This window comes from Shewanella sp. TC10 (assembly GCF_009663145.1).
GTDB lineage: Bacteria > Pseudomonadota > Gammaproteobacteria > Enterobacterales > Shewanellaceae > Shewanella.
Window position 1 is genome coordinate 27,863 of the sequence record NZ_VKHR01000013.1, and the last position, 25,155, is coordinate 53,017.

13 protein-coding genes are annotated in these 25,155 nt (G+C 42.4%); 4 read left to right on the forward strand and 9 right to left on the reverse strand.

All coding sequences use genetic code 11. The features are described from left to right. Positions 1-3: 3 nt before the first annotated feature. Both acnD and prpF read left to right on the forward strand, forming a co-directional pair. Positions 4-2,619, forward strand: coding sequence for a Fe/S-dependent 2-methylisocitrate dehydratase AcnD (acnD, locus tag FNZ24_RS06525; RefSeq protein WP_153913679.1), 2,616 nt, complete (start codon positions 4-6; stop codon positions 2,617-2,619). A gap of 133 nt (positions 2,620-2,752) precedes the next feature. After that, positions 2,753-3,988, forward strand: a complete 1,236-nt coding sequence (gene prpF, locus FNZ24_RS06530) for a 2-methylaconitate cis-trans isomerase PrpF (RefSeq protein ID WP_153913681.1) — start codon at positions 2,753-2,755, stop codon at positions 3,986-3,988. A 426-nt stretch (positions 3,989-4,414) separates the two neighbouring features. On the opposite strand, the gene FNZ24_RS06535 is transcribed toward prpF, so the two are convergent. From FNZ24_RS06535 to rmuC, 9 genes are all read right to left on the reverse strand, one after another. Further along, positions 4,415-4,591 carry a DUF6435 family protein gene (locus tag FNZ24_RS06535; RefSeq protein ID WP_153913682.1) on the reverse strand — a complete coding sequence of 59 codons (177 nt, stop codon included), beginning with the start codon at positions 4,589-4,591 and terminating at the stop codon, positions 4,415-4,417. Between the two features lie 80 nt (positions 4,592-4,671). Next, on the reverse strand, positions 4,672-6,741 hold the full coding sequence (gene recD, locus FNZ24_RS06540; protein ID WP_153913684.1) for an exodeoxyribonuclease V subunit alpha: 2,070 nt from the start codon (positions 6,739-6,741) through the stop codon (positions 4,672-4,674). Further along, positions 6,738-10,607 carry an exodeoxyribonuclease V subunit beta gene (gene recB, locus FNZ24_RS06545; protein WP_153913686.1) on the reverse strand — a complete coding sequence of 1,290 codons (3,870 nt, stop codon included), beginning with the start codon at positions 10,605-10,607 and terminating at the stop codon, positions 6,738-6,740. Before recB ends, recD begins: the two co-directional genes overlap by 4 nt. After that, complete coding sequence (gene recC, locus FNZ24_RS06550; RefSeq protein ID WP_153913688.1) at positions 10,607-14,350, reverse strand: exodeoxyribonuclease V subunit gamma; 3,744 nt, start codon at positions 14,348-14,350, stop codon at positions 10,607-10,609. The genes recB and recC overlap by 1 nt, the downstream gene beginning before the upstream one ends. Positions 14,351-15,342: 992 nt before the next feature. Next, positions 15,343-17,436, reverse strand: a complete 2,094-nt coding sequence (locus FNZ24_RS06555) for a transglutaminaseTgpA domain-containing protein (protein ID WP_153913690.1) — start codon at positions 17,434-17,436, stop codon at positions 15,343-15,345. Further along, positions 17,426-18,484 carry a DUF58 domain-containing protein gene (locus FNZ24_RS06560; RefSeq protein WP_153913692.1) on the reverse strand — a complete coding sequence of 353 codons (1,059 nt, stop codon included), beginning with the start codon at positions 18,482-18,484 and terminating at the stop codon, positions 17,426-17,428. The genes FNZ24_RS06555 and FNZ24_RS06560 overlap by 11 nt, the downstream gene beginning before the upstream one ends. Positions 18,485-18,489: 5 nt before the next feature. Beyond that, positions 18,490-19,401 (reverse strand): AAA family ATPase, encoded by a 912-nt coding sequence (locus FNZ24_RS06565; RefSeq protein ID WP_153913694.1) that lies wholly within the window; start codon positions 19,399-19,401, stop codon positions 18,490-18,492. Positions 19,402-19,554: 153 nt separating this feature from the next. After that, positions 19,555-21,504 (reverse strand): transglycosylase SLT domain-containing protein, encoded by a 1,950-nt coding sequence (locus tag FNZ24_RS06570; RefSeq protein WP_153913696.1) that lies wholly within the window; start codon positions 21,502-21,504, stop codon positions 19,555-19,557. 275 nt (positions 21,505-21,779) lie between these two features. Next, complete coding sequence (gene rmuC, locus FNZ24_RS06575; protein ID WP_153913698.1) at positions 21,780-23,261, reverse strand: DNA recombination protein RmuC; 1,482 nt, start codon at positions 23,259-23,261, stop codon at positions 21,780-21,782. Positions 23,262-23,461: 200 nt separating this feature from the next. On the opposite strand from rmuC, the gene msrP reads away from it, so the two are divergent. After that, entirely contained in the window at positions 23,462-24,496 is a 1,035-nt protein-coding gene (gene msrP, locus FNZ24_RS06580) for a protein-methionine-sulfoxide reductase catalytic subunit MsrP (RefSeq protein WP_153913699.1), read from the forward strand. After that, positions 24,493-25,101, forward strand: a complete 609-nt coding sequence (msrQ, locus tag FNZ24_RS06585) for a protein-methionine-sulfoxide reductase heme-binding subunit MsrQ (protein WP_153913701.1) — start codon at positions 24,493-24,495, stop codon at positions 25,099-25,101. The genes msrP and msrQ overlap by 4 nt, the downstream gene beginning before the upstream one ends. Positions 25,102-25,155: the final 54 nt, after the last annotated feature.

The window sequence follows — 25,155 nt, forward strand, 5'->3', positions numbered from 1 at the left end:
GTTATGAACGCTAACTATAGAAAACCGCTTGCGGGTTCATCGCTTGATTACTTTGATACACAAGCTGCAATCAATGATATTGAGCCTGGAGCTTTTGAAAAACTGCCTTATTCTTCTCGTGTTTATGCCGAGAATTTAGTACGTCGCTGCTCACCTGAAACACTGACCGATTCACTCAAACAAATTATCCAGCGCAAACGCGATTTAGATTTCCCTTGGTACCCTGCACGTGTGGTCTGCCATGATATTTTAGGCCAAACCGCATTAGTTGATTTAGCTGGTTTACGGGACGCAATTGCTGAAAAGGGCGGTGACCCATCTAAAGTCAATCCAGTTGTTCCTACACAGCTTATTGTGGATCATTCGTTAGCTGTGGAGCATGCTGGTTTTGAGAAAGATGCCTTCGAGAAAAACCGGGCCATTGAAGATAGACGTAACGATGACCGTTTCCATTTTATTAATTGGACTAAAACAGCCTTTGAAAACATTGATGTGATCCAGCCGGGTAACGGCATTATGCATCAAATCAATCTTGAGAAAATGTCGCCAGTGGTGCAAGCCCGTGAAGGCGTTGCATTTCCTGATACCTTAGTGGGTACCGACAGTCATACACCACATGTGGATGCGTTAGGGGTTATTGCTATTGGTGTCGGTGGCTTAGAGGCTGAAAGCGTTATGTTAGGTCGTCCATCTTGGATGCGTCTACCGGATATTGTGGGTGTTGAACTTATCGGTGAGCGCCAACCAGGCATCACCGCGACCGATATTGTTCTCGCTATTACCGAGTTTTTGCGTGAACAAAAAGTGGTATCGACTTACCTTGAGTTTTTTGGCGAAGGCGCAGCAAATCTGACCTTAGGCGATCGCGCGACCATCTCGAACATGACACCAGAATTTGGTGCTACAGCCGCCATGTTCTATATCGATGATAAAACCATCGATTATTTAAAGCTGACCGGACGTGATGACGAGCAAGTTGAGTTAGTTGAAACCTATGCCAAAGCCAATGGCTTATGGGCGGACACATTAACGAACGCAGAATATGAGCGTGTATTACAGTTTGATATATCATCTGTAGGTCGTAACATTGCAGGTCCATCTAATCCTCACCGTCGTGTTTCTACTGCTGATTTAGCCGCTAAAGGGATCAGTGGGAAAGTAGAAAACGAAGCCGGTTTAATGCCTGATGGCGCCTGTATTATTGCCGCAATTACTAGCTGCACTAACACCTCAAATCCACGCAACGTGATTGCTGCTGGCTTACTTGCCCGTAACGCAAATGCAAAAGGGTTAACTCGTAAACCTTGGGTTAAAACCTCATTGGCACCAGGCTCTAAAGCGGTGCAACTATACCTTGAAGAAGCCAATTTATTGCCTGAGCTTGAAGCTTTAGGCTTTGGTATTGTTGGTTTTGCTTGTACTACATGTAATGGCATGAGCGGGGCACTTGACCCAGTTATCCAGCAAGAGGTGATAGAGCGCGATTTATATGCCACTGCTGTGCTTTCAGGTAATCGTAATTTCGATGGCCGCATTCATCCATATGCAAAACAAGCCTTTTTAGCCTCACCGCCATTAGTCGTCGCTTATGCGATTGCAGGTACGATTCGTTTTGATATTGAGAAGGACGTACTGGGTAAAGATAGCGAAGGTAACGATATTCGCCTTAAAGATTTATGGCCATCGGATGCTGAAATAGATGCTGTGATTGCAAAAAGCGTTAAACCTGAACAGTTTCGCAAAGTGTATGAGCCTATGTTCGATATTAAAGTCGAGTACGGAAGTGGCTCTACAAAAGAGGGCTCTTCATTAAAGATTGACCCACAATATGAGTGGCGTCCGCAGAGCACTTATATTCGTCGTCCTCCATACTGGGAAGGCGCATTAGCGGGTGAGCGCACAATGAAAGGCATGCGTCCATTAGCGGTATTAGGTGACAACATCACTACCGATCATTTATCGCCATCAAATGCGATTATGCTCGACAGTGCTGCAGGTGCTTACCTAGACAAAATGGGGCTACCTGAAGAAGACTTTAACTCTTATGCGACTCACCGAGGCGATCATCTAACAGCGCAGCGTGCCACGTTTGCTAACCCGAAATTGCTTAATGAAATGGTGCAAGAAAACGACCAAGTTAAGCAAGGATCACTTGCCCGTATTGAACCTGAAGGTCAGGTAAGTCGGATGTGGGAAGCCATTGAAACCTATATGGACCGAAAGCAGCCACTAGTGATTGTCGCGGGTAAAGATTACGGTCAAGGCTCAAGCCGTGACTGGGCTGCAAAAGGCGTTCGTTTAGCTGGGGTTGAAGTGATTGTTGCTGAAGGCTTTGAGCGAATTCATCGCACTAACTTAGTGGGAATGGGGGTCTTGCCTGTTGAGTTTATTAATGGTGAAACCCGCCACACATACAGGATTGATGGCACTGAAACCTTTGATGTAATGGGCGAGCGTACACCTGGTGCACAGCTTACGCTTATTATTCATCGAGCGAACGGTGAAACCGTTGAAGTGCCTGTGAAATGTCGCTTAGATACCGCTGAAGAAGTCTCAGTTTACGAAGCTGGTGGGATCTTACAGCGCTTTGCGCAGGATTTTCTTGAAGGTAACCAGTAACGTTTTAGCTAACTAACCTGAACTCGTGTAAAAGCGCGAAATATAAGCTATAAAGCAAGGTTTCGCGCTTTTTTATTGAGTATTTAGCCCATTTTGATTGAACAAAATAATTCGAGTAGGAATTAGTATGTCTATGGAAAATAAGACACATTCTCCACAATCAGCGCCACAAACACCTCAAGTAAAGATTGCTGCCACTTATATGCGTGGCGGCACCAGTAAAGGGGTATTTTTCAATTTAACTGATTTACCCCAAGCAGCTCAAGTTGCGGGTGCTGCCCGTGATGCACTTTTGCTAAGAGTGATTGGCAGCCCAGACCCATATGGTAAACAAACTGACGGTATGGGCGGCGCAACTTCAAGTACCAGTAAAACTGTCATTCTTTCTAAAAGCACCCAAGAAGATCACGATGTAGATTACCTTTTCGGACAAGTGGCCATTGATAAACCCTTCGTAGATTGGAGTGGAAATTGCGGCAATTTAACTGCTGCGGTTGGGTCATTCGCTATTTCAAATGGTTTAGTGGATACGAGCCGTGTTCCACAAAATGGCATTGCTGTCGTTCGTATTTGGCAAGCTAATATTAATAAAACCATTATTGCCCATGTACCAATGACCAATGGTGAAGTGCAAGAAACCGGTGATTTTGAACTCGATGGAGTGACTTTCCCTGCAGCTGAAGTGCTGGTGGAGTTCATGGCGCCAGCTGATGCTGATGCAGCCATGTTTCCTACTGGCAATGTGGTTGATGAGTTAGTGCTGCCACAGTCTATTCCTGAGTTTCGCGCCAAAGGCGTGGAGTCAGTTAAAGCCACTATGATCAACGCTGGTATTCCTACTATTTTTGTTAATGCCGCTGATATTGGTTATCAAGGTAATGAGCTGCAAGATGATGTTAATAGCGATCCACAAGCGTTAGCATTTTTTGAAATGCTGCGTGCCCACGGAGCAGTGCAAATGGGATTAATCAATCACATTGATGAAGCCGCTGCTCGTCAACATACACCTAAAATAGCCTTTGTATCAGCCCCTAGTGATTACACCTCATCAAGTGGTAAAGCGATTGCAAACACAGATATTGACTTACAAGTGCGCGCATTATCCATGGGTAAATTACACCATGCGATGATGGGGACTGCAGCTGTTGCGATAGGTACGGCTGCTGCAATTGAAGGCTCATTAGTTAACCTAGCAGCTGGTGGCATACCACGAACTCAAGTGGTGTTTGGTCATCCGTCTGGCACACTCAAAGTCGGCGCAGAAGCAACGTGGGCTGATGACAACTGGCAAGTTAACAAAGCCAGTATGAGTCGAAGTGCAAGAGTATTGATGGAAGGTTGGGTGAGAATACCCGGAGATAGTTTTTAAAAGCTAGGTTTAAACTTGTTTAATACCTAGCTTATTTAGCTATATTTTATAAAAGGTTAGCAATAAGATTATTTTTAACCTTTTACTTTTAAGAAAAATAGGGAAGGTTTTTAGTTAATTTCATGGAATTAAATTAATTGCCTTAAACGTTAAAGGTTTTTATTGTTTTTTACTTCTTAAATTCTTTGATACTGGCAGGTTTATTTAAGTTCATTCCTTCAAGTTAATCTAATGCCTGCCGCAGGCTATTGTGTAAGTACGACTGTGACATGCTGCAAGTTCATCCCTGAAAGCTCGGCCATGACGTCCATGTCATGGACGGTCACAGCCGCACTTACACTGGGATTCAAATTTCTTCGATGTAACTTTATTTGAAATGAATAAGTTAAATATGGGCTTTATAAACATCAACCATTCAAACTCAGATCATACGTTTTCAGCTTCAAGAATTTGTATTTTTTTAAGCACTTCTTCTGCTTCTGCAGTTAAATTCGAGTAGCTTCTAATATCTCCGTTTCTTTGAGCGTGCATGGCTTTCTCTAAAAGTATTGAGTACTGTTTTTCAAGCTTATTAATAGGATTAGTTTTAAAAAAGGAAAACATAAGCACTCCGCCATTATTTGTTGGTTTAAATGTACGAAATGCTTATTAAAAGGGTTCAGTTTTGAAGTAAACAGTTTACATTAACCAGACTCGTTTCCTTCTCCCCATAGCCTTAACGCCAAGCCTGATGCTCTTGAAGTCACTTGCTTACATGCTCTTTCGAACACATAAGGTGAGCCTAAACAGATAAAGTGCTCTTTAGCGCGCGTAATCGCGGTGTAAACCAGCTCTTTGGTCAGTAGTTGCCATTGCGCATTACTGGGCTTTTGTGGCAAAACAAACGCCACTTGTTCAAACTCACTGCCTTGGCTTTTATGTACGGTCATCGCAAAACAACTGTCATGTTGCGGTAAACGTGCAGGTTGTACTTTAAGTAAGCTGCCATCAGCTTTGATGAAGTAGGCCATGAGTCGTTCTGGCTTAAGCTCATCTTGTAAAATCAGTCCAATATCACCATTAAACAAACCTAAGTTGTAATCGTTGCTTTGAATAATGATAGGTCTTCCAAGGTAAAACTCTTGGGTGGGTTTTATCCAGTGATTTTGTTTAAGCACATTAGTAATGGCGAGGTTCATGCCATCAACGCCAAACTCACCTGAACGCATAGCACACAAAATACGGAATTGGTTAAAGCTGTCGATAATGTCAGCCGCGCCATGAACAGCAGTGTTAGCACCTTGCTCAAATTGGTGATGATTATCCAGCACCATTTGCAAGTATTGACTGTAGGCGGCAACAGAAGCTTGTAATAGCTGTAAGCTTTGACCTTCAGTTTGGTGCTCAATCCATGTGAGCTCTTGATGGCCAAACTGCCACTCTCGGCGAATACCGCTGATATCAACACTGTTTACAGCGGTGGCCAACAGGCCAATACCTGCATCACCTTTAAAGCGATGACTGTGCATAAGCATACACAGGCTATCACCAATCATAGGTTGTTGATGCACAAACTGCTGGGTGGCTTCACCTGTAAGTTGTGCAAGTAATTGGGCTTGCTGGCTCGAGTACCGCATGCGCCATGGTTGTAGTCGCTGATTTCGGTTAAGCGCCTCATGACTTGCTGAATCTAGTTGCGTATTGGCAAGGCCTGAACAAATATCGGCGAGTACTGCGCCAGCTTCCACCGAAGCTAATTGGTCTTGATCCCCTAAGAGTATCAACCTTGCTTTAGAGGGTAGGGCATTTAACAATTTGTGCATCATAGGTAAGTCGACCATAGATGCTTCATCGACGACCAATAAATCTAATCTAAGTGGGTTGTCTTTATTGTGTCTAAAGGCATGGGAATTGGGGATCACGCCTAACAATCGATGTAAGGTCGCCGCCTCTTCAGGAATGTTGTTCAGCGCTGCGACTAATTCAGGTTTACCTGTTTGACTGACTTGAGCGAGTAAACGTGACTTTGAGGCTTTAATCGATTCACTTAACCTCGCTGCCGCTTTACCTGTTGGCGCCACGAGACGAATGGTTAGCGCCTCTTGTGTGAGTAACAGTAATAGCAGTTTAGTGACTGTGGTGGTTTTACCTGTACCTGGGCCGCCAGTAATCACCGCCAGCGCTTTAGTTAATGCGGTTGCGGTGGCCACTTTTTGCCAGTTAATCTTTTGAGGCGCTTGTGCTGGGCTAGCTTCATCAAATAAATCATTCAAGTAAGCGGGTAAAACTTGAGTATCAACAGCTAAGTCAATTGTGGCCATGTGATTTAAACGCTCGGCGACCTGTGTCTCGAAGTGGTAATACTTGTTCAAATATAACCGGCCATGTTCAATGATTAATGGCGCGTTTTCATTTGGCTCACCGATACAAGTTAACTCTGCAATCGCGAGCATTAACTGCTGATGATTGACTGTGATTTGACATAAAGGCTGCTGCTCACAAAATGGATTGGCTAAATCAATACTGTTAATCACTAAGCAGCTATGTTGGCTCGAAAGCTGCTGGCTCAGTAGCGCGCAAATCAATAATAAAAAGTCATCATCTTTGACTTGAGTTGGCGTATTTCCATTCCCATTTCCATGCAAATGGCTGCGGCTTTGCATCTTGGTCATTTCTAATGCGAAATGACGGTCAAGTGGGGTAATTAAACCTTGTTGCTGCCAGTGCTTTAACAAATCTTTTATTGGTGCGCTCAGTTGGAGTAGTTGACTCATGATGCTGACTCCGTTGGTGCTCTTGATTCTGGTGAGGCGCCTTGAACCATAGAAGCTTGTTCTATAGAAGAATTAAATAGTCGATCTAATTGTTCAATTAATGCTTGAGGCGGTTTGTCATAAAATACCCCAGACTGTGGCTCGCTTGGGCTCATGCCACGTAAAAATAAATAGAAACACCCACCAATATGAGTTTGATAATGATAGCTTGGCATTCGTAATGATAAATAGCGGTGCAGAGCTAAGGTGTACAAGATGTACTGAAGATTATAGCGATGACTACTTATCGCATCGCCCATCGCTGTAACTGTGTACTGGGATAAGTTGTTGCCTAAATGGTTAGATTTATAATCGGCGATGTAGAATCGGCCATTGTATTCAAAGGTTAAATCAATAAAGCCTTTTAACATGCCCTGAAGCTCATCAAAATCCAGTCCGGCATCATAGCCATACTGAGTTAATAACTGATTTAACTGCTGGGCCTTTAGTTGATTAATTGGCAGATAAAACTCCATTTCAACCAACTTTTGTTTTTCGGTTAATTCACTCAAGCTCATGACCTGGTTATTCGCATTCAGCAAGGCTTGGTCACAGTCGATGAAGCCCGTTAATAGCGGTGTATGCAGAATTTGCTGATACCATTCGGTTAATGTTTCTGTCCAGATCTCTTTATCAAAACCATATTGGTCCATGGCTTTTTCTAGTGCTTCAGGTAACTCTGATCCTGCCTGTGTAAAATCAAATAGCTCCATCACTAAATGCATGAAGCTACCAGCATTGGCACCACGCTCAAAAGTGAAACGATTAATGGCGTTTTCTTCTGCCTCGGTATCAAATGGATTTTGCTCTGAACTTGGCTCAAATTGGGGCTGTAACTCTTGGCTAAAGTCTTCATCGTCGGCACCTGGGGCGACTTTTTCATGGGCAAGATGTTTCACTAACCCTGAATAACTGCCTACCCGCCAAGGCGTATGATAATCCCGCTTTAGCGTTTTAGCAGCGAGTTCGGTTTGCGTTTCATCGATATCAACTAACGCTGACTCATCTATCTCATTAACTTCAGTTATGCTGATGGCGTCAATGGGCTTACCTTCACTGTCTTTGGTGAGCTTTTTAGCATGTAAGGATAATTGCTCAAAGTCGCATTCTTTAGTCGTCACGCCCAGTAAGTAGCCTATAGCGGTTTCAAATAGTTGACTGCTAATGCCAGCTTTTAACATGCGGCTATGGTTAGCGATATACAAATAACACACATACACAGGGCGAGTCAGTGCCACGTAGAGTAAGCGTAAATCTTCAGCAAGATTTTCTTGCTTGTATTGCTCCCAACCTTCTTTGGTCGCTTCAACATCCCAGATAAGTTGCTCGTCTTGATGGTAAAGCATTGGCGTTGGTTTGCGGCGGTTATCGCGGGCGAGACTGGTAAAGGGCACAAAACACACGGGATACTCAAGACCTTTACTTTTATGAATCGTGACGATTTGTACTAGGTTTTGCTCACTTTCGAGTCTTAATTGTTGCTCGTCACTGCCTTGTCCTTCGATAAGTTGTTGTTCAAACCAATTTATCAATGCACTACTGCCATCAAGTTCAGTGGCTTTTTGCTGTAATAGCTCTGATAAATGGCGAAAGTCGGTTAAACGGCGCTCGCCGCTTTCTATTTCAGTTGCCTGCTCGTCTGTTGCAATAGCATCGGCGCTGTTTTGAGCCACTTTTTGAGCGTGCACATGCTGCTTAGCTAAAAAGCGCTTAATTAGCTGAGTTTCACTGGCTAAGGACAAGAGGGCTGGCATGATCCCATGTCGAGACCATAACTGATGCCAGTGGGCAAATTTATCCAGTAAGTCTTGGCGCTGTTCTTCATCCTGATTAAATTGATGAATTTGAATTGCACTGTAACCCATAAGTTCAGATGCCATGGCTGCACGCAGGCTTCGCTCATCTTTAGGATTGGCAAGGGCGCGTAATATAATGGCCAGTTCAAATGCTTCTTGGGTTTTGAACACGCTATCGCGGCTTAAAAAAACTGCGCCGATATTGCGCTGGCTTAATGCTTGTTTCATTACCGCCGCTTCGTTGCGATCGCGCACTAACACTGCAATATCTTTTGCCACTAATGCTTTTGGCTCGCCTTTACTGGTATTCATGTAGCAAACACCGGTTTGAGATTCCGTTAACAAGCGTTTGATTTCAGCTGCAGCATCGGCGGCTAAAAGCTTTCGGCCAGTGGCTTTATTTAATCCTGACTCATCTTCTGACAATAATTTTATTCGCAGCGCAGAGGCATCACCACTGGCTTCAATGAGTAACTTATTGTCAGCACTTTTGGGGGTATTGACCACATCATAGGGTATTGCACTGCTGATGAATGGGTCGCTGTGTTGACTAAAGAGTTGATTGACACCATTGACCAATGCAGTGGATGAACGGTAATTGGTCTCAAGATTATAATGAGATTGGGTTTGTTTACGAGCGCTGATATAAGTGTGAATGTCAGCTCCTCGAAACGCATAAATGGCCTGTTTCGGGTCGCCAATCATTAATAAGCTGAGCTTGTCTAATGACTGCTTTTGCTGGTAAATCGCCGAAAATATAGCAAATTGCAATGGATCTGTGTCTTGAAACTCATCAATGAGCGCAACAGGAAAACGCGTGGCAATAGCGTTGGCTAGCTGAGCAGATATGAGCTGCGCTTGCTTAGATGAATCCGCATTGCTGCTTTTATCATTTAATAGACCGGACTCTATGTGATTAGATTCTAAGAGACTAGTATCAGAATGCAGCGCACCTGCTAATGTTATCAACAAGTCATCTGGCGTCATTAGATTGCGCTGGGCTTTTTGCATTGCAAAGCGTAATTTAATCCCATCTTTTGCACGCACTAAAAATGCAGGTTTTATCTGCTTAATTAAATCGAATAAACGCTCAATATGGTCTAATAAGGGCGCTTCTGATGGCGTGGGTATTTCGCCACCTTTGTTGAGTTTTAGCCCTGATAGTGCCAGCATTTCTAATTCTTTGACTGGCGGTAAGTTTTGTCCTTGCGAGGCGACCCAATTAGTTAAGTTATCAAACATACTGGCAAGTTTAGGGTAGTCATCAGCTTTTTTGCCAAAGCGGGCACCATTAAGTGGCAAGCTATGGAGTAAAGCCAGCGCGGCTTCATTTTCACTTGGCCAGCGCATTTTAAATCGCGATAAGCTTTGAGTTAGCTCAGTGGTTAACTTGTTAAAGTCTTTTGGAATAAAAGGCGTTTGGGCTTGGGTTGCCCCTAGCAGCTGTCTTAGTTGCTTGGCGAGTTCATCTGGGCTGCCAAACTCATTGGCAATGACTTGGGCTAAAACCGAAGGAAGTGGATAACAGGTCTCGCGCCAAAAGTCGCGCACGGCATGGTGTAAAAACTCACTGTCATCGAGGGTAAATTCAGACTCAAACAACAGCGATGATTCAAAGGCCATATCCGATAAGATACGCTGACAAAATCCGTGGATGGTAAAAATAGCCGCTTCATCGAGAGATTTTAATGCTAAATCTAAACGTCTTAGGGCGATTGCACGTTCAGAGGTTGGCACTTGTTGGTAGAGTGCTTTTACAAATTCATCATCAGTTTCAAGACCAATAAAACATTTAAATGCCACTTGAATACGTTTACGAATACGATCTCTTAATTCTTCAGTTGCTGCATTGGTAAAGGTGACCACTAAAATCTGCTCGCAGGTCAGTGGTGCTTTTTGCTCATCACCTAAAAGTAACCTTAAGTATAAGCCTGAAATCGTATAGGTTTTACCTGTTCCGGCACTGGCCTCAATCAGACTGGTGCCTGCAAAAGGTAGGCTAAGAGGGTTAAGCTTAGTTACGGTTGCCATTAGCTATTCCCCTCATTTTTTTGCGCGTTAGATTGGGCATTTTTTTCATTTACGCTGACAATCTCATTTACGCTGACAATTTCATTAATGTATTCATCAAGTTCAGCTAAGGTACCTTTGTGATAAACACTGAGCATAGGTTTTAGCAGTTGCTCTGCGGTGTGACCAAAACCTTGCTCAGTAAAGTCATCAGGGAAGCTGAATAAGCGCTTATTGTGCGGATCGTTACCTTCGCCAAATTCAGTTTGCTCATCAAGCCATTGGCTTTGAGCTTGATGGAGCTTTTCAATATGATCCCCTTCGGCTTCAACATAGGCCAAAGCTGTGCGGGGCATAAAGCATAGCGGTTGTGTCTGGCCATTAAAGTAGCCTTGAACGAACTGCAGCAGTAGAAGATGCGCCGCATCAGGCTTAATTGCAGTGAAAGCATGGAAATGACCAATATCTAACAGGTAACTGTTTTTCTCAATACCTGCGGCATTTAAACAAAGGTGGCGTAAATACACCCGCAAAAAGTCGCGGCCATGGGCTGTGCCTGGACGGTAATTCACTTGCCCTTTAGCGTAGATATCATCAATTCGACCTTCTACAGTGACCTTTATGATTTGCTGATTAAATTCGATGTCATCAAATGCTAAGTTAATATCAATTTCTAATGTCTTGGGGTTTTCCCCCATTAGATATTGCACACGGCTGATGAGTGGGGCTATATCTTTTTGATACTGATTCAATAAGAGGTCATCAAATGGCTGCATTGGTAGTTCGCCGCTAGCTTTAAGCTGGGCAATAAATTCAATATCAGCATGCTCTAGTTGATGGGATATGGCGCTATCTAATAAAGACGATTGCAGTTTATATCGTTCAAGAGAATCTAATCCGAAAGGCTCATCATTATCGTCTGCCTGAATGCGTAAGTTAAAATCTACTTTTAAACTGCGATTAAAAAAGAATTGTGCAGGGTTTCTGAAAAAACGTAATAAAGCAGACAACTCGACGACTGTATGTGGTAAAGAGTGTTCTAAAGAGTGCTGTAAATCGCTATTAGCTAAATCGTTAATGCTGTCGGTTTGTAAGTCGGCAGTGATTGCCTGATCAGGGCTGATAAATTTACCTTGTCCAGCAGTGCTGCCTTTTAAAGGCGGACACCATTGATAGTTATAACTTTGCTGTAAGGTATTGATGGTATTAGAAGCTGCTGACTGCTGAAATAGCTTAGGGTCAAAAGGCTGTAACGGTTGCTGGACAATTAAATGATTAATAATTGCCTGGTCTGCTTCATCATGACTAATTTGGCTACGGTCAGTGTTGATGTCATCAATCAACTGGTCGTCAGCGAAATAACACAATTGATAGTATTCGATTAACTCTGATACCAACATCGATGGAATGCGCTCAGCATTATCGCGTTCAGAGTGACCAATGTAACTAATGTAAAGTTGTTGTCTTGCTGATAATAACGCCTCTAAAAACAAGTATCTGTCATCTAATCGACGTGAACGGTCGCCTTTAATCGCGCCGTTGTGAGCCATTAAATCGAATCCGACAGGGTGTTGTACGCGTGGATAAACACCATCATTCATTCCTAATAAGCACACCACTTTAAAAGGAATGGAGCGCATTGGCATTAAGGTACAAAAATTCACACTACCAGCAAGGTAGCGCTGGCCAACACGAGATTCATTTAAGCGTTGATTAAACCACTGTTTAAGCACTTCAATATCAAGCTCGCCAAAGTGACCAGCACCTGTGAGTTCATCTTTTAGTGCATTAAGTGCTTCACGTATGGTTTGCACTTGCTCACGCTCGTCGTCATCGGCTTCAAAAAAGATGTCGAGTAACGCGTGCAATTGCTCAATTCGCTCAAGTGTTGGACAAGGGCTTGCAAGTTGCAGCTGATATTCATCAATGGCTTCTAAAAAGTTAAGTAGGTAACCCAAAGTCTGAGCAGACTGACCTTCAACACCTTTAACAAGTAATGTGTCGTGATAAATGGCTGAGTCATCATTAAACGCATAGCCTTGAATAAGTCGGCTGATCCCGAATGCCCATGAATTTTGATTAAAGCCTGGTACACCTTGCTGAATACGGGTTTGCTCATTACGTCCCCAGCGAACATTTGCATCATCTAGCCAGCGGCGGATAAGCTGTAAACCGTCATCATCAAGCTGAAATTTACGTAAAATTGCTGGGACTTCCAGAATGCTGATAATGTCAGTGAGCCCGAATCGACTTTGATTGATATTGAGCAGATTTAAAAAGCTGTTAATCAGTGGCGACTCTTGCGCTGCACCTCTATCTGCGATGGCGTAAGGAATATAATAATTGCCTGAATGTTGACTCGATTGGCTGTTGCTGGTGCCAAAAACAGCATCGATATAAGGCGCGTAAGCGGCTACATCTGGCATCATGACGACGATGTCTTTTGCAAGTAAATCATCATGGCTCGACAGCAAGGATAATAAATGGTCGTGGAGGGTTTCAACTTCCCTAAGCGGGCTATGACAGCTTCTTAATGTGATGGAGTCATCGCTCGGTAACAATGTGCGTCGAGCCTCGGTATTTTGATAGAAGTGCGCATCAGGACCTAATGGTTCACCTAACGTTTCCATCTGCAGTATGTCGTACTGCAAGCCTGTAAGAAGACTTAACTCATCGCTCGATTGTTCAGGCTCGATAAAACAGTCATAACTAAAATCAGTATGGGCTTCAGGTAGTTCCAGCATCAAGTCCAGTAACTCACGCCCCATCTTGCCGTTATTGGCTAAAATAGGATTACCCACTTCAAGCTTTTCTTCCCACTGCTCACCTAATTGTTTTTTATCAGCATACTGCAGCGCCATTCGAGCGCGGGCTTTAGGGTCGATAATATCGCCCCAGTAATGCTGACAAGGGCTTAATGAAAACATGATGACTTCAATACGCTCAGCTAGGTGATAAAGCACTTCAAGGGTTTGCGGCGGCATTGACGAAATACCAAAAACAAACAAACGTTCAGGCAATGAGCCAATCACGGTTTGCGGATTTTGTAGCGCAGAAATCAACTCTTGATGGAGGTTGGCACGGTGATACTGACTGCCATTAATCTCATTTTGGTTGTATTCAATCAAAGCTCGCCAAAGCTTAGGCTGCCATAACTGGTTTTGTTCGAGCTTAATCGGATGCTCGTTTTGCTCCCAACCTAAAATCCAACTTGGGCGATACACTAAGTATTGGTCAAAAATATCGGCGATACGACCGCACAATTGATATAGCTTCATCGCATCAAAGTGCTGCTGATGCTTAATTGACAGCATGGTTAAACTGTCACTTTGAGGAACAGTATTTGAATTAGAGACAGATTCATTGGCTTGTTGAAGTGCCTGCTCTGGTGCCTGCTCTGATTTAAGTTCTGGCGTAAGATAAGCGTCAAGTGGAGCAAAGTCTTCATCGGTTAATAACCTTGGCAATAAGTCCATTAACTTCCACGTCATGGCTGCTTTGGTAAAGGCATTATCTTTGGGGACATCAGGTAATAATTCATGACACAGTTGCCAAGTAAAGCTCGACGGCAGCGGAAAGGAAAGGGCTGCTGCAATACCATTGTATTTAGCCACTTCTAAACGCAGCCAAGTCGACATACCAGGGCTTTGAACCAAGATATGTTCGTTTGCCAGTAAGTTAGCATTATCAAGGGGAATAGCTAACATTTTAGAAAGCTGTTCAGACAGCACTTCCATCTGATTTGATTGAATTAATCTAAGCATTACTGACTCGGCAACTGATGATAAAAACCATTCTAAGAGGTTGTTATTAGGTTTGAAAGGCTTTTATTGGATAGAGAGTTTAAACGCTAAAATAGCAAGCAAAAGGGATGAGTTTTGCTTGCTTAAGTATGTGTCAGTTTGGGTAGTAGGGGGAGTGGATAAGGCTGGTTAAATAGGTCATGAGTTTAGTTTATTCTGACCTCATTAATTTTAGCGCCCACACATATAATAAACCTATAATTAAAACCTTGCTGTAGCAAAGCTATTGATTAATAAACACTCTATTAGAAATGTACTGTATAAACGAGATTCATTTATTCAGAAGTTGATCTACTGTATTTCCAAACTCTGTTTGGATTAAGATCGTGGGTTTTCCACCCACACCCGACCAAAAGGGAGTGAGCGGCAACTCCCTCTTGGAACACCCACCCGCTCCAACGAAGTTTAAAAAGCGAAACTTCCAATGGAGATATTCATAGCGTTTAACTTTGCTTGTAGACTGCTTCGGCAAGCTACTAAAATCACTAACGCTTACGATGGGGCGTCCCTTCCCCTCGAAAGCTAGCTAGCCATCCATGGCTAGACTCACGCATCCATGGCTAGACTCACGCAATTTTCTTGCTTACCTATATTCAAATTGAACATTCACAGTTTTAAAAAATTCTATTTAGGCTTTAACTAAACAAATGAACCTGCCGGTCAAACATGTCCCCATTGAAATTGCTGAAATGCGTTGAAGACTCTTTGTTATGAGAATAGCGTAAGCCTGACAGGACGTCAGGCTAGCTTTAGTTGGCCATGGACGGCCTTTCTAAAGCGTTAGCTATTTTCGAATAAGCATGAGGCTTGCTCGCTTTTCAGAGCAATTTCGTAGGGGCGGCAAGGGATGTCGAGAAGGGAAATGCTGTTGTTTCCCTTTCGTCTGGTGTGGGCGAAGCGCCACGACGTTGATCTTATTCAAATGAATAAAGCTAATAATTAAAGAGTTAACCCTACACCCCCATTTTTACTTTCCTAAAGTAGCGTTTAAACAAGGTTTGATGTTGTTCAATCTGCTTGTCACTCAATTGTTGGTATTGCAGTGCAATAAAGTGCTCTGTCATCTTGTCAAAATCAGCGGCTAATTGTGGTTGCTCTTGATGAACAGCTTGGTGGATAAAACTTGCAAATGCCTGTGGTGGCATAGTTTCTCGTTGATAACCTTTCTTAGCGAACTTAGCGCAAATCAGATTATAGCGTTTGATGATGGGATCTTGCTTGGGACTTAAGTTAAACACACCCGCATAATAGGCAATCACTAAAGCAATAATGCTAAAGCTAATGATCATTAATATGATCATTTTACTGGTATTAACTTCCCCTAGCAGTTCACTGAGCACTTGTTGTTGACGCTCTTCATCAAACCCTAGTACCCAAACGCTCCAATAGAAATCTAAACTGGCAATTTGCAAACGAATATCGTTAAGCCAAGGAATTTCTTTTACTCGTAAACTGGTAAATAGGCTGTCTTGCAAGTAGCTATCTTGACCGGTAAACATGGCATCGAAACCATCTAAAATTCTATCGGGTGCAATCATAGCGGTTGGATCAAATCTTACCCAGCCTTGTCCTTCAAACCAGACTTCGGTCCACGCATGCGCCATATATTGATAGATGCTGTAGTAACCGGCTTTAGGGTTGTATTCACCGCCCTGATAGCCTGCGACCATACGAGCTGGAATGCCACTTGAGCGAGCCATAAACACTAATGCAGAGGCATAGTGGGAGCAAAACCCTGCTTTGTTATCAAACAAAAAATCATCCACTTGATTGCTACCTATCGGAGGCGGGCTCAGGGTATAAAAATAAGGTTGCTCAGTAAAATATCGCATCATTGCATTAATACGATTGACTGGGTTGGGGTAGTCTTGGGCAAATTGTTGCGCCAAAACTTGAGTTCTGGGATTTGTTTTACTAGGTAAAGTTAAATTAATTCGTTTTGCCTGCGGTGATAATTCAGTTTCTAATTTGCTGTTTGGGTAAGAGGTTACTCGATAGCTAAAACGTTGATCGATATTACGCAAAGAGAACAACCTAAAATCACTCATTTCTACTACATTTTCGGTAGGCGAGTACGCTTGGTCTAAACCAAATAACCATTTCTGAAAGGTTGGCTCTGTGATGACTTGGTAATCCAGTGGATTCTGCATTTGTTCACTATCAGGTAGTGGACGGCTCGGTCTTTCGCCATAAATTTTAAGTTGTTGGTTTTTCCTGTCATTAGCCTGTTTCCAAGTACTTCCATTATATTCTTCCATAACCAAAGCTCGCCAATATAGCTGTTGATTAGGAATAAGCTGTGTTTTTGTTAGGTTAGTACTTTCATTATCAAACCCGACTCTAAATGCAAGAGCTGGTGAGCGTGTTAGCTTACTAATATCGCCTAGCGATATCTCATCTGATATGCCAGTAGTGGCATTTTTCATACTCGGAGCTAACCATAGTGGCGGCAGGCGTGGGAATACGACAAATAGAAGTAATGCGAGTGGCAGGCTTTGTAAAAAGACTTTAAAACCAAAGGATAAGTTTACTTTTCTGCTGCTGTGTTGATATACGCTGATTAATACACAGGCATTAATGATACAGACGAATAATAGGTGTACAGCATCCAACATTCCTTGGCGCTCAAGCAGCGCAAATGCAATTAAGAAGTAACCCACCAACACGACGACTTTTACGTCTCGAATTTGGCGCATTTCTATATATTTAAGGGCATAACCGAGTAGTAACAGATTGACTAGCGCATTGAGCATACCAATCTCTTTAGCCACTAAAGCAAGAGTGGTGGCAGCGCCTATGGCTAGGCTAGTGACGAGTAACCTAGGTGGTGCGGCGACTTTACCTAAATAAATGCCCACACGCCAGACAAAACAAATAGCGCAAATGCCAATGCTCCACAGCGTGGCATCTTGATAGAGAGGAGATAACACTAAAACATTGGTGAGCAACAGCCAAAATAGGGTATTACGGCTGATGTTCTCATTAAAATCATCGTTAAATAATTCATTTGAGTTTGCAGTTTGAGGCGCTGATTTTTTAATTTTCATCTGCACCTCCATATGTTGATTTGGCATACAAAGCGATTAGCTGCTGGCATTGTTTTCGATGTGCTTCACCACTGTCCTGTTCTATTACATGTTTGTGCAGTGCTAAACCAAAGACCTGCTGAGCTTGAGATAAGGTGTTAACTTGCCATGCGAGTTTACTTAGCTTTTGCTCAATATTAGTGCCTTGGGTGTCATCAAGACTTAGCCATACAGGTTTACCTTCTGGTTGAGCAAATTCTTTGGTTAGCATGCCGCGGCCCTGAGCCCACTGTTTCCATGCAACTTGTTTTAACGACTCACCTTCAACATAAGTTTTTAAGCCTTTGTAATCATCAACCCCAGGTTGCAGTTTACCGTGGTCAAACTCACTCGTGTTATCGTCATCTAAACTTGTCAGTGACACTTGGGTGTTGAGTGGTTCGGCATAAATAATATGGTTTATATCTAGATCAACATATGACCAGGTACGAAACAGTCCTAAAGGGAAGTTGGATGACACCTGTATCCGGCCTGGATTAAACTGGCCGCGCGCTTGAGGAGAAAATGCGATGGTGGCATTGGTTGAATCATCAACTTCGGTCAAGCGAATATGGCGTTGCTCAGCAAAATTTAGACAAATTTGCTGGTGGCTAGTATGACTATTATTTTTATTAATCTTACTGGATAAGCTTACCGGAAATGCGATGTTTTGGTTGGCATGTGTTTCAGGCGGTATTTGCGAGGTTAAGGTCAGCCCTGCCAAGTTTTTATAACTGTAGATGATGCAAGTATGCAGCACACTTGCCAGCAATAAACTTAACCCAATGACTAAGTTGTTTTGATAATTAGTCCCGAAAAGGTACAGCACACAAATAAGTACAAACCAAGCAAGGCCAAATCCACTGGGCAGAATAAAGATGCTCTTATGGGTAAGGGTAACTTGATTGTTAGGTGGGATGCGTTTATTCAGCCACAGCCCCCAGCGCTGCTTTATTCGTTTAGGAATAAAGCGCGAATACCATTTGGGTTTAGGGCGGTAATGGGGCAGAGGGGCTGTTGATGATTTCATACTTGTTAACTAATCGGGTTAACACTGGCAAGAATATGATCTGACAAAGCTTGGCCTTGCAACTGACTGTTAGTGCGGATACGGTGCTCGGCCACGCAATGAAATACGGCTTGAATATCCTCTGGCACCACATAATTACGATGATGTAAAAACGCCCAGGCTTTAGCTGCATCTAACAGTGCGATACTGGCTCTAGGTGATAAACCGTTGCCGTCTGCTTGTTCACGAGAAAATTGTGCGAGATTAATAAGGTACTTAAGCACAGCATCTGATGCGCTAACTTTTTGTACTTGGTTTTGTATGCTGATGAGTTCTGACGGCGTAAAACATTGCGATAGTGGCTCGGTAACACTTCGAGTGGTTAACCCTTTCAGCATTTCAAGCTCAGCTTGTTCATTTGGGTAGCCAATAGATATTCTCATCATAAATCGATCGAGTTGCGATTCAGGCAAAGGGAAAGTGCCTGATTGTTCTATAGGGTTTTGAGTGGCAATAACAAAAAAGGGTTTTGGGAGCGGGTGTGTCGTGCTGTCTAAGGTAATTTGGCGCTCGGCCATCGCTTCGAGAAGTGCACTTTGGGTTTTAGGGCTAGCTCGGTTAATTTCATCGGCTAACAACATCTGATTGAAAATAGGCCCAGGATGAAAGGTAAATGCTTGCTGTTCTTGTTGGTAAATGGATACGCCAAGAATGTCGGCAGGTAACATGTCACTGGTAAATTGAATCCGTTGGTAGCTCATGCCTAATGAAGTGGCTAACGCTTGAGATAAACTGGTTTTCCCCATGCCTGGTAAGTCTTCAATCAATAAATGACCTTTTGCTAAAATACAGGCCACAGCAAGTTTAATTTGCTCAGGTTTACCCAGTAATACACTTTCTAATTGCGATAATAATTGTTTTAGTTTTGACGCTGGCACTCAGGACTCCGTTAGTTAACAAGCAAATATGTTATACCTGTTAACAAATACACCGAACCTATAACGTTACCTTGTCAGTAATTAGAAGGAAAGCACTTAACGAGATTAAGCTGTAAAAGTTTATTTGATCTTTATATAAAGCCCGTCAGCTATTTAATACAAGAAGTTAAGCTCTTTTTTACTGAACATGCTGATATCAGGACTATGAGATTGTTGATAAATCAAACGGTAGCTTAATACAGCTTGGACGTATTCACGGGTTTCTTTATAGGGAATGGTTTCAATAAAGCTCATGACATCTAATTTTCCGTCAGATTCTTTTAGCCAACGTTTAACTCGGTGAGGCCCCGCATTGTATGCCGCCGAAGCCAATACGCGGTTATTATCGAACTGCTTTAATAACTCACCATAATAAGCACTGCCAAGCTGTACGTTATAGTCAACTTTATATAAGTCGTTTTTTCGCTTAAATGTGAGCTTGTTTTTACGAGCTGTTTCTTTGGCCGTTGCAGGCATCAGTTGCATCAAGCCGCGAGCACCCACACCCGATGTCGCGTATGGATAAAATGCGCTTTCACGCCTTGCTATCGCGCGTATCTCATCGATATTGACTTTATATTTTTTACTGGCCTTTTCAAACTCTTTTTGGGCTGCTGGAGGAAAGCGTAATTTTAGGCTATTCCATTGTTTAGCTTGAATACTGGCCTCTACACTGTAATCAAACCAACCTTGCTTAAGGGCATATAGCCCATACTCAGCGCGCATTGGATTTGATTGCCTGCGTAGCATGTGAACCCATTCATTACGGGCATCACGGGTTTTGTCCATTGCAATAAGCTCAATAATTCTGGCCATTGCTGGGTCATCGTTCAGCCTTGCTGCAAGCGCGGGGTTTGATTGTAAATTATCATCGTTCATAGCAAGTGGCGCTTTGATGGTTTGCGCGGTATGAAAACCGTAAAAGTTACGTGCCTGACTGAGTTGTTTAGAGATTTGTTCAGATTGAAGCTTATCGGCATCAGTTTTAGCATTCTCGCTCAGATAACGTGCTTGCCAATATTGCCAGCGAGAGTCGTCAATCACATCGTCACTGAGTAAAGCAAGGTAATGTTTTATGGTGTCAGTATCTTGCTCACTAATGGCCCAACGAAGTCTTATTTGAAATAAATCATCAGAGTCTAGAGTGGGTAAACTCGCGTCAATGTGTTCAAGTAAATCCGCTTCTTTATAGATAAGCGCTCGGCGGACAATGTAGCGGTTTAACTGCTGTCCTTTAATGGCGTTAAATCGATTGGCTTTGTCGTATTTTTTGTAAAGCTTAACTGCTTGCTTGAGGTCTTTTCGGGCAAGTTTTCTGAGGCCAACCGTGACGATGTCACCTACCATGGGTGATTTAGAGGAAAATTTGCGGGTATGACGCAAGCTATTTGGATCGCGATATACTGAAATGAGCAGCTCAGCTTCAGCTTTATTCTTGGTTATTTTTCTTGCTAAATACTGGGTGAGCCCGTACTGACTTTCATTAAAACTTAACAGCATCCTTGACCAAATCAATGATTGAGAGCGTTTTCCTGCTTTAGTCCATTCGCTGAAAAGTACGTCACACTCTTTGGGGCGTGAACGACCATACTGCCATAATCTTTCTGCGCCATCGAAGGCCACTTTTGAATTACCTTGGGATAGCTGCGCTCTAAAATAATAGCATTGCAAGGCGGTATCATTGGGTGTGTTAGGTGAGATTGCTAGAAAGTTTTTCCATTGTTTACGCTTGCCTGCATTTTTTAAATAGCGGTATCGCAAGTTGTTATATAGCGGTGTAGCATTGAAAGCTTCGATAGCAGTATGTGCTTGCTCACCATTAAGTTTTAAGATGCTGGCACCTTTTTCATGGTAATCAAGATAGACGTTAAGCGGGTAGTCCCCAAGCTTTGTACGTAACTTGTTATAGGTTTTCATTTGTCTTTTATCCAGTGCTTTTCGAGCATCCAGATATAATTGCTGATCAGCGCTATAACTAATCTCTTTAGCGATAGCACGATGACTCAAGCCTTGCATTAAAAGCAAGGCGAGGGTGACCAATGAAAAATACACCATGTTACGCATAATAATGAGACCTCCGCCTCAGTACGACTTCGTTGCGAAAACTTAACTTGAGTAAGGTTTTTGCCGAACTCAGCAGTGTTGTAATTTATATCTTGTGGTTAAACGGGTCTAACTCAACATAATATAAGTCAATTAATTCCACCTGAATTAATTTAATATAAAAACGCTCGATAAACTCATTAATAAATCAACTCAACCAAAATAATAGTGCAAATAGCCATTTATGCGCTGTTAATTTTGGTTCATTTTAAGCTCATTTGGTTACTTATAATTGATTAGTGCTCTTTTGAGTCATCTAATGCTTTGTTGATAAGTTGCGGGTCTAAGTTTTTGCTGGTTTCCACGCCTAGTTTTTGCATGTTATGAGCCTGTCTTATCAGGTTACCTTTACCCTGTGACAGTTTGCTCATTGCTTGCTGATATGTTTTATCAGCTGTTTCTAGTGCTCTGCCTAATTTATCCATATCTTCAACATAGCCACACAGTTTGTCATAAATTTTAGCCGCTTGAGCAGCAATGCTTTGGGCGTTTTGATTTTGATATTCGTAGCGCCAAATATTATTAATGGTGCGCAGTGCGACCAATAAGTTGGTTGGGCTGACTAACATAATATTATGATCGAGAGCAAAACTGACTAAAGCTGGGTCAGATTCAAGTGCGAGTAAAAAAGCAGGCTCAATTGGGATAAACATCAACACATAATCGAGACTCTTTAGACCATGTAACTTGTGATAATCTTTGTGGCTTAAACCTTTAATGTGTTGTCGAATAGACAATGCTAATTCTTTAATGGCCTGCTGCTGCACGATTTCATCGTCGCTATTAAAAAAGCGCTCGTATGCCACTAGTGACATTTTTGCATCGATAACCACATCTTTTTGCTCAGGAAGGTGAACAATCACGTCTGGCTTAAAGCGTTTACCTTGTTCATCTTTTAAATCTTGCTGAGTATCGTATTCATGACCTTCTCGCAGGCCACTTTCTTGCAATACTCGCTCTAGGATAACTTCGCCCCAATTACCTTGTTGCTTATTATCACCTTTAAGGGCTTTGGTTAAGTTAATCGCATCTTGGCTCATCTTAAGATTAAGGTCTTTAAGATGGTCAAGCTGGTGTTTTAATGCGCTACGCTCAGTTTGCTCTTGAGTATAGGATTCGCGTATTTGCTGTCTAAATCCTTCTAGTTGCTGCTTAAGCGGACCAAGGACGCCATCTATTTGAGTGACGTTTTGCTGCTTAAAGTTTTCACTTCGTTCTTCAAAAATGCGGTTAGCCAAGTTTTCAAATTGCAGTTTTAATCTTTCTTCTGCACTTTCAAGCAATGCAATTTTATCATTGAGCGCTGCTTTTTCAGTATTTGCTTGAGCTTGAATACTTTGCTGCATGGCGTTAGATTTTGATAGGGCCAGTTGAGTTTCCATAAACTTACGCTGGCCGTCAGCTAAGGTTTGCTCTAATTGAGGAATACGCTCGGCTTGAGCTTCTAATTTGGATAACTGAGCAATGAGTAATTCAGCTCTTTCGCGGGTCTTAAGCAACGCGTCTTCTTTCTCATCAATTTGCTGTTGTAATAGGGCTTGTTTGATCTCTAAGTCAGATTGTAATTGACTCATTTCATCAGCAATTTTGTCTCTGTGTTGTTCCCAGCGCTGACGGGTTAATCTTTGGTTAAGTAAGGCGCCAATCAGTAAGCCTAGAAAGGCTGCAGCGGATAATGCGATGATTTCGGCGATAGATAAAGAAGTGGGAAGCGTCATGATTTCGACCTGCTGAAAATGATGCTTAAGATTCTCATGCCACTTGTGCAGGCGCAAGGGAGTAAAAGGGGATTTAATACTTAAGCGCTTAATTAATAAACTCAAAAGCTAAACTTTTTGAAATTTATATCCGTATTAAACTGTCTTATAGTTTATCGAAGCGGTTAATTTTGTTCTAAGTGAGCAGCAAGGAGTGATTCATGGTATCTAAAAAAGGCTTTACTAAAGGGATTATCAATAAACCGTCATGGTCACTCAAAGACAATGAGGTGACCCCCGAAAGTGTATTCAGCGACAGACGTAACATTGTTAAAGCACTCGGATTAGGGGCATTAGGTGCCAGTTTACCTGGTCAAGTTCAAGCGGGTTTATTTGATTTATTTGGAAGTGAAGAAAAGCCAGCATTTGCTGTTCAAGGCCTTGATTACAGTAAGCCAAGTCAATTTCAGATTAGTGACCGCTTAACTCCTGAGGATAAAATTACTCGCCATAACAATTTCTACGAATTTGGTACCAGCAAACAAGACCCATTTGAAAATGCCCAGCAGTTTCAAGTTAATCCGTGGGAATTAAGAATTGAAGGGTTAGTAGACAAGCCTTTGACTCTTGATTTAAATGATTTAACGACCAAGTTTGATCTTGAAGAACGTGTATACCGCTTACGCTGTGTTGAAGCTTGGTCAATGGTTGTGCCTTGGATTGGTTTCTCATTAGCAGAGCTATTAACAATGGCTGGAGTTTCTAATAAGGCAACCCATGTTGCTTTTGAAACCTTATTTGATCCTGACCAAATGCCTGGGCAAAAAAACCGTTTAATGGGCGGAGGTATTCATTATCCTTATGTTGAAGGCTTAACCATTAATGAAGCGATGAATGAGCTACCATTTTTAGCGGTTGGCCTCTACGGTAAAACTTTACCACCACAAAACGGTGCTCCAGTCAGGTTGGTATTACCGTGGAAATACGGTTTTAAAAGCATTAAATCTGTGGTTAAAATTCGAGTGACAGACAAGCAGCCACCAACCAGCTGGAATCAATTAGCACCCCATGAGTATGGTTTTTATGCCAACGTCAATCCGCAGGTGGATCATCCAAGATGGTCTCAGGCATCTGAGCGAAGCATTGGCGAGGGTGGCTTATTTTCGGCTAAACGAATTCCTACCCAGATGTTTAATGGCTATGGAGAGCAGGTGGCGGATTTATATAAAAACCTAGATTTAAGGAAGTACTATTGAAGCGCTTAACACCTAGAGGTTTATTCTGGCTTAAAGGCTTATTACATTTAAGTTTTTTGAGCCCGATTATTTACTTAGTCGCAATGGTATTGACTGATAACGCCGGTGGCGATCCCGTGCAATATATTATTCATTATACGGGCATGGGGGCGATTAATGCATTAGTGGTGACGCTACTGATATCCCCAATAGCAAAACGATTTAAGCAAGGTTTGTTGTTGCAAACGAGAAGGCTAGTCGGTTTATATGTATTTGCTTATGCTAGCCTGCATATCGCCGCTTTTATCAGTTTAGACTTACTGTTTGCCTGGGGATTCTTATTTGAGGAAATTATTAAAAGGCCTTATATATTAGTCGGCGCAGCAAGCTTTATTATTGCTAGCTTATTGGCATTAACTTCTTTTCAAGCGGTTAAGCGTAAGATGGGTAAGGGATGGCAGTCATTACATAATTGGATTTATTTAATGGCATTGTTAGCTCCTGTACACTTTTATTGGTCGGTTAAATCTGAAATTATCGAACCAAGCATCTATATTGGCGTGTTCGTTTTGTTACTTTGGTTTAGAAGAAAGGCCATCAAGCAGTGGTTGTTTAAATCTGCATAACTGTGTCAATTATTGATAATCGCCGCTAATACAGATTGTTATACTTTTACCTGG

Bases quoted from the DNA above. Each gene is read 5' to 3' on its own strand.
- FNZ24_RS06570 (WP_153913696.1), bottom strand. From the start codon at position 21,504: ATGCGTAACATGGTGTATTTTTCATTGGTCACCCTCGCCTTGCTTTTA.
- msrP (WP_153913699.1), top strand. From the start codon at position 23,462: ATGGTATCTAAAAAAGGCTTTACTAAAGGGATTATCAATAAACCGTCA.
- prpF (WP_153913681.1), top strand. From the start codon at position 2,753: ATGGAAAATAAGACACATTCTCCACAATCAGCGCCACAAACACCTCAA.
- recD (WP_153913684.1), bottom strand. From the start codon at position 6,741: ATGAGTCAACTACTCCAACTGAGCGCACCAATAAAAGATTTGTTAAAG.
- FNZ24_RS06560 (WP_153913692.1), bottom strand. From the start codon at position 18,484: ATGAAATCATCAACAGCCCCTCTGCCCCATTACCGCCCTAAACCCAAA.
- recB (WP_153913686.1), bottom strand. From the start codon at position 10,607: ATGGCAACCGTAACTAAGCTTAACCCTCTTAGCCTACCTTTTGCAGGC.
- FNZ24_RS06535 (WP_153913682.1), bottom strand. From the start codon at position 4,591: ATGTTTTCCTTTTTTAAAACTAATCCTATTAATAAGCTTGAAAAACAG.
- recC (WP_153913688.1), bottom strand. From the start codon at position 14,350: ATGCTTAGATTAATTCAATCAAATCAGATGGAAGTGCTGTCTGAACAG.
- rmuC (WP_153913698.1), bottom strand. From the start codon at position 23,261: ATGACGCTTCCCACTTCTTTATCTATCGCCGAAATCATCGCATTATCC.
- acnD (WP_153913679.1), top strand. From the start codon at position 4: ATGAACGCTAACTATAGAAAACCGCTTGCGGGTTCATCGCTTGATTAC.
- FNZ24_RS06555 (WP_153913690.1), bottom strand. From the start codon at position 17,436: ATGAAAATTAAAAAATCAGCGCCTCAAACTGCAAACTCAAATGAATTA.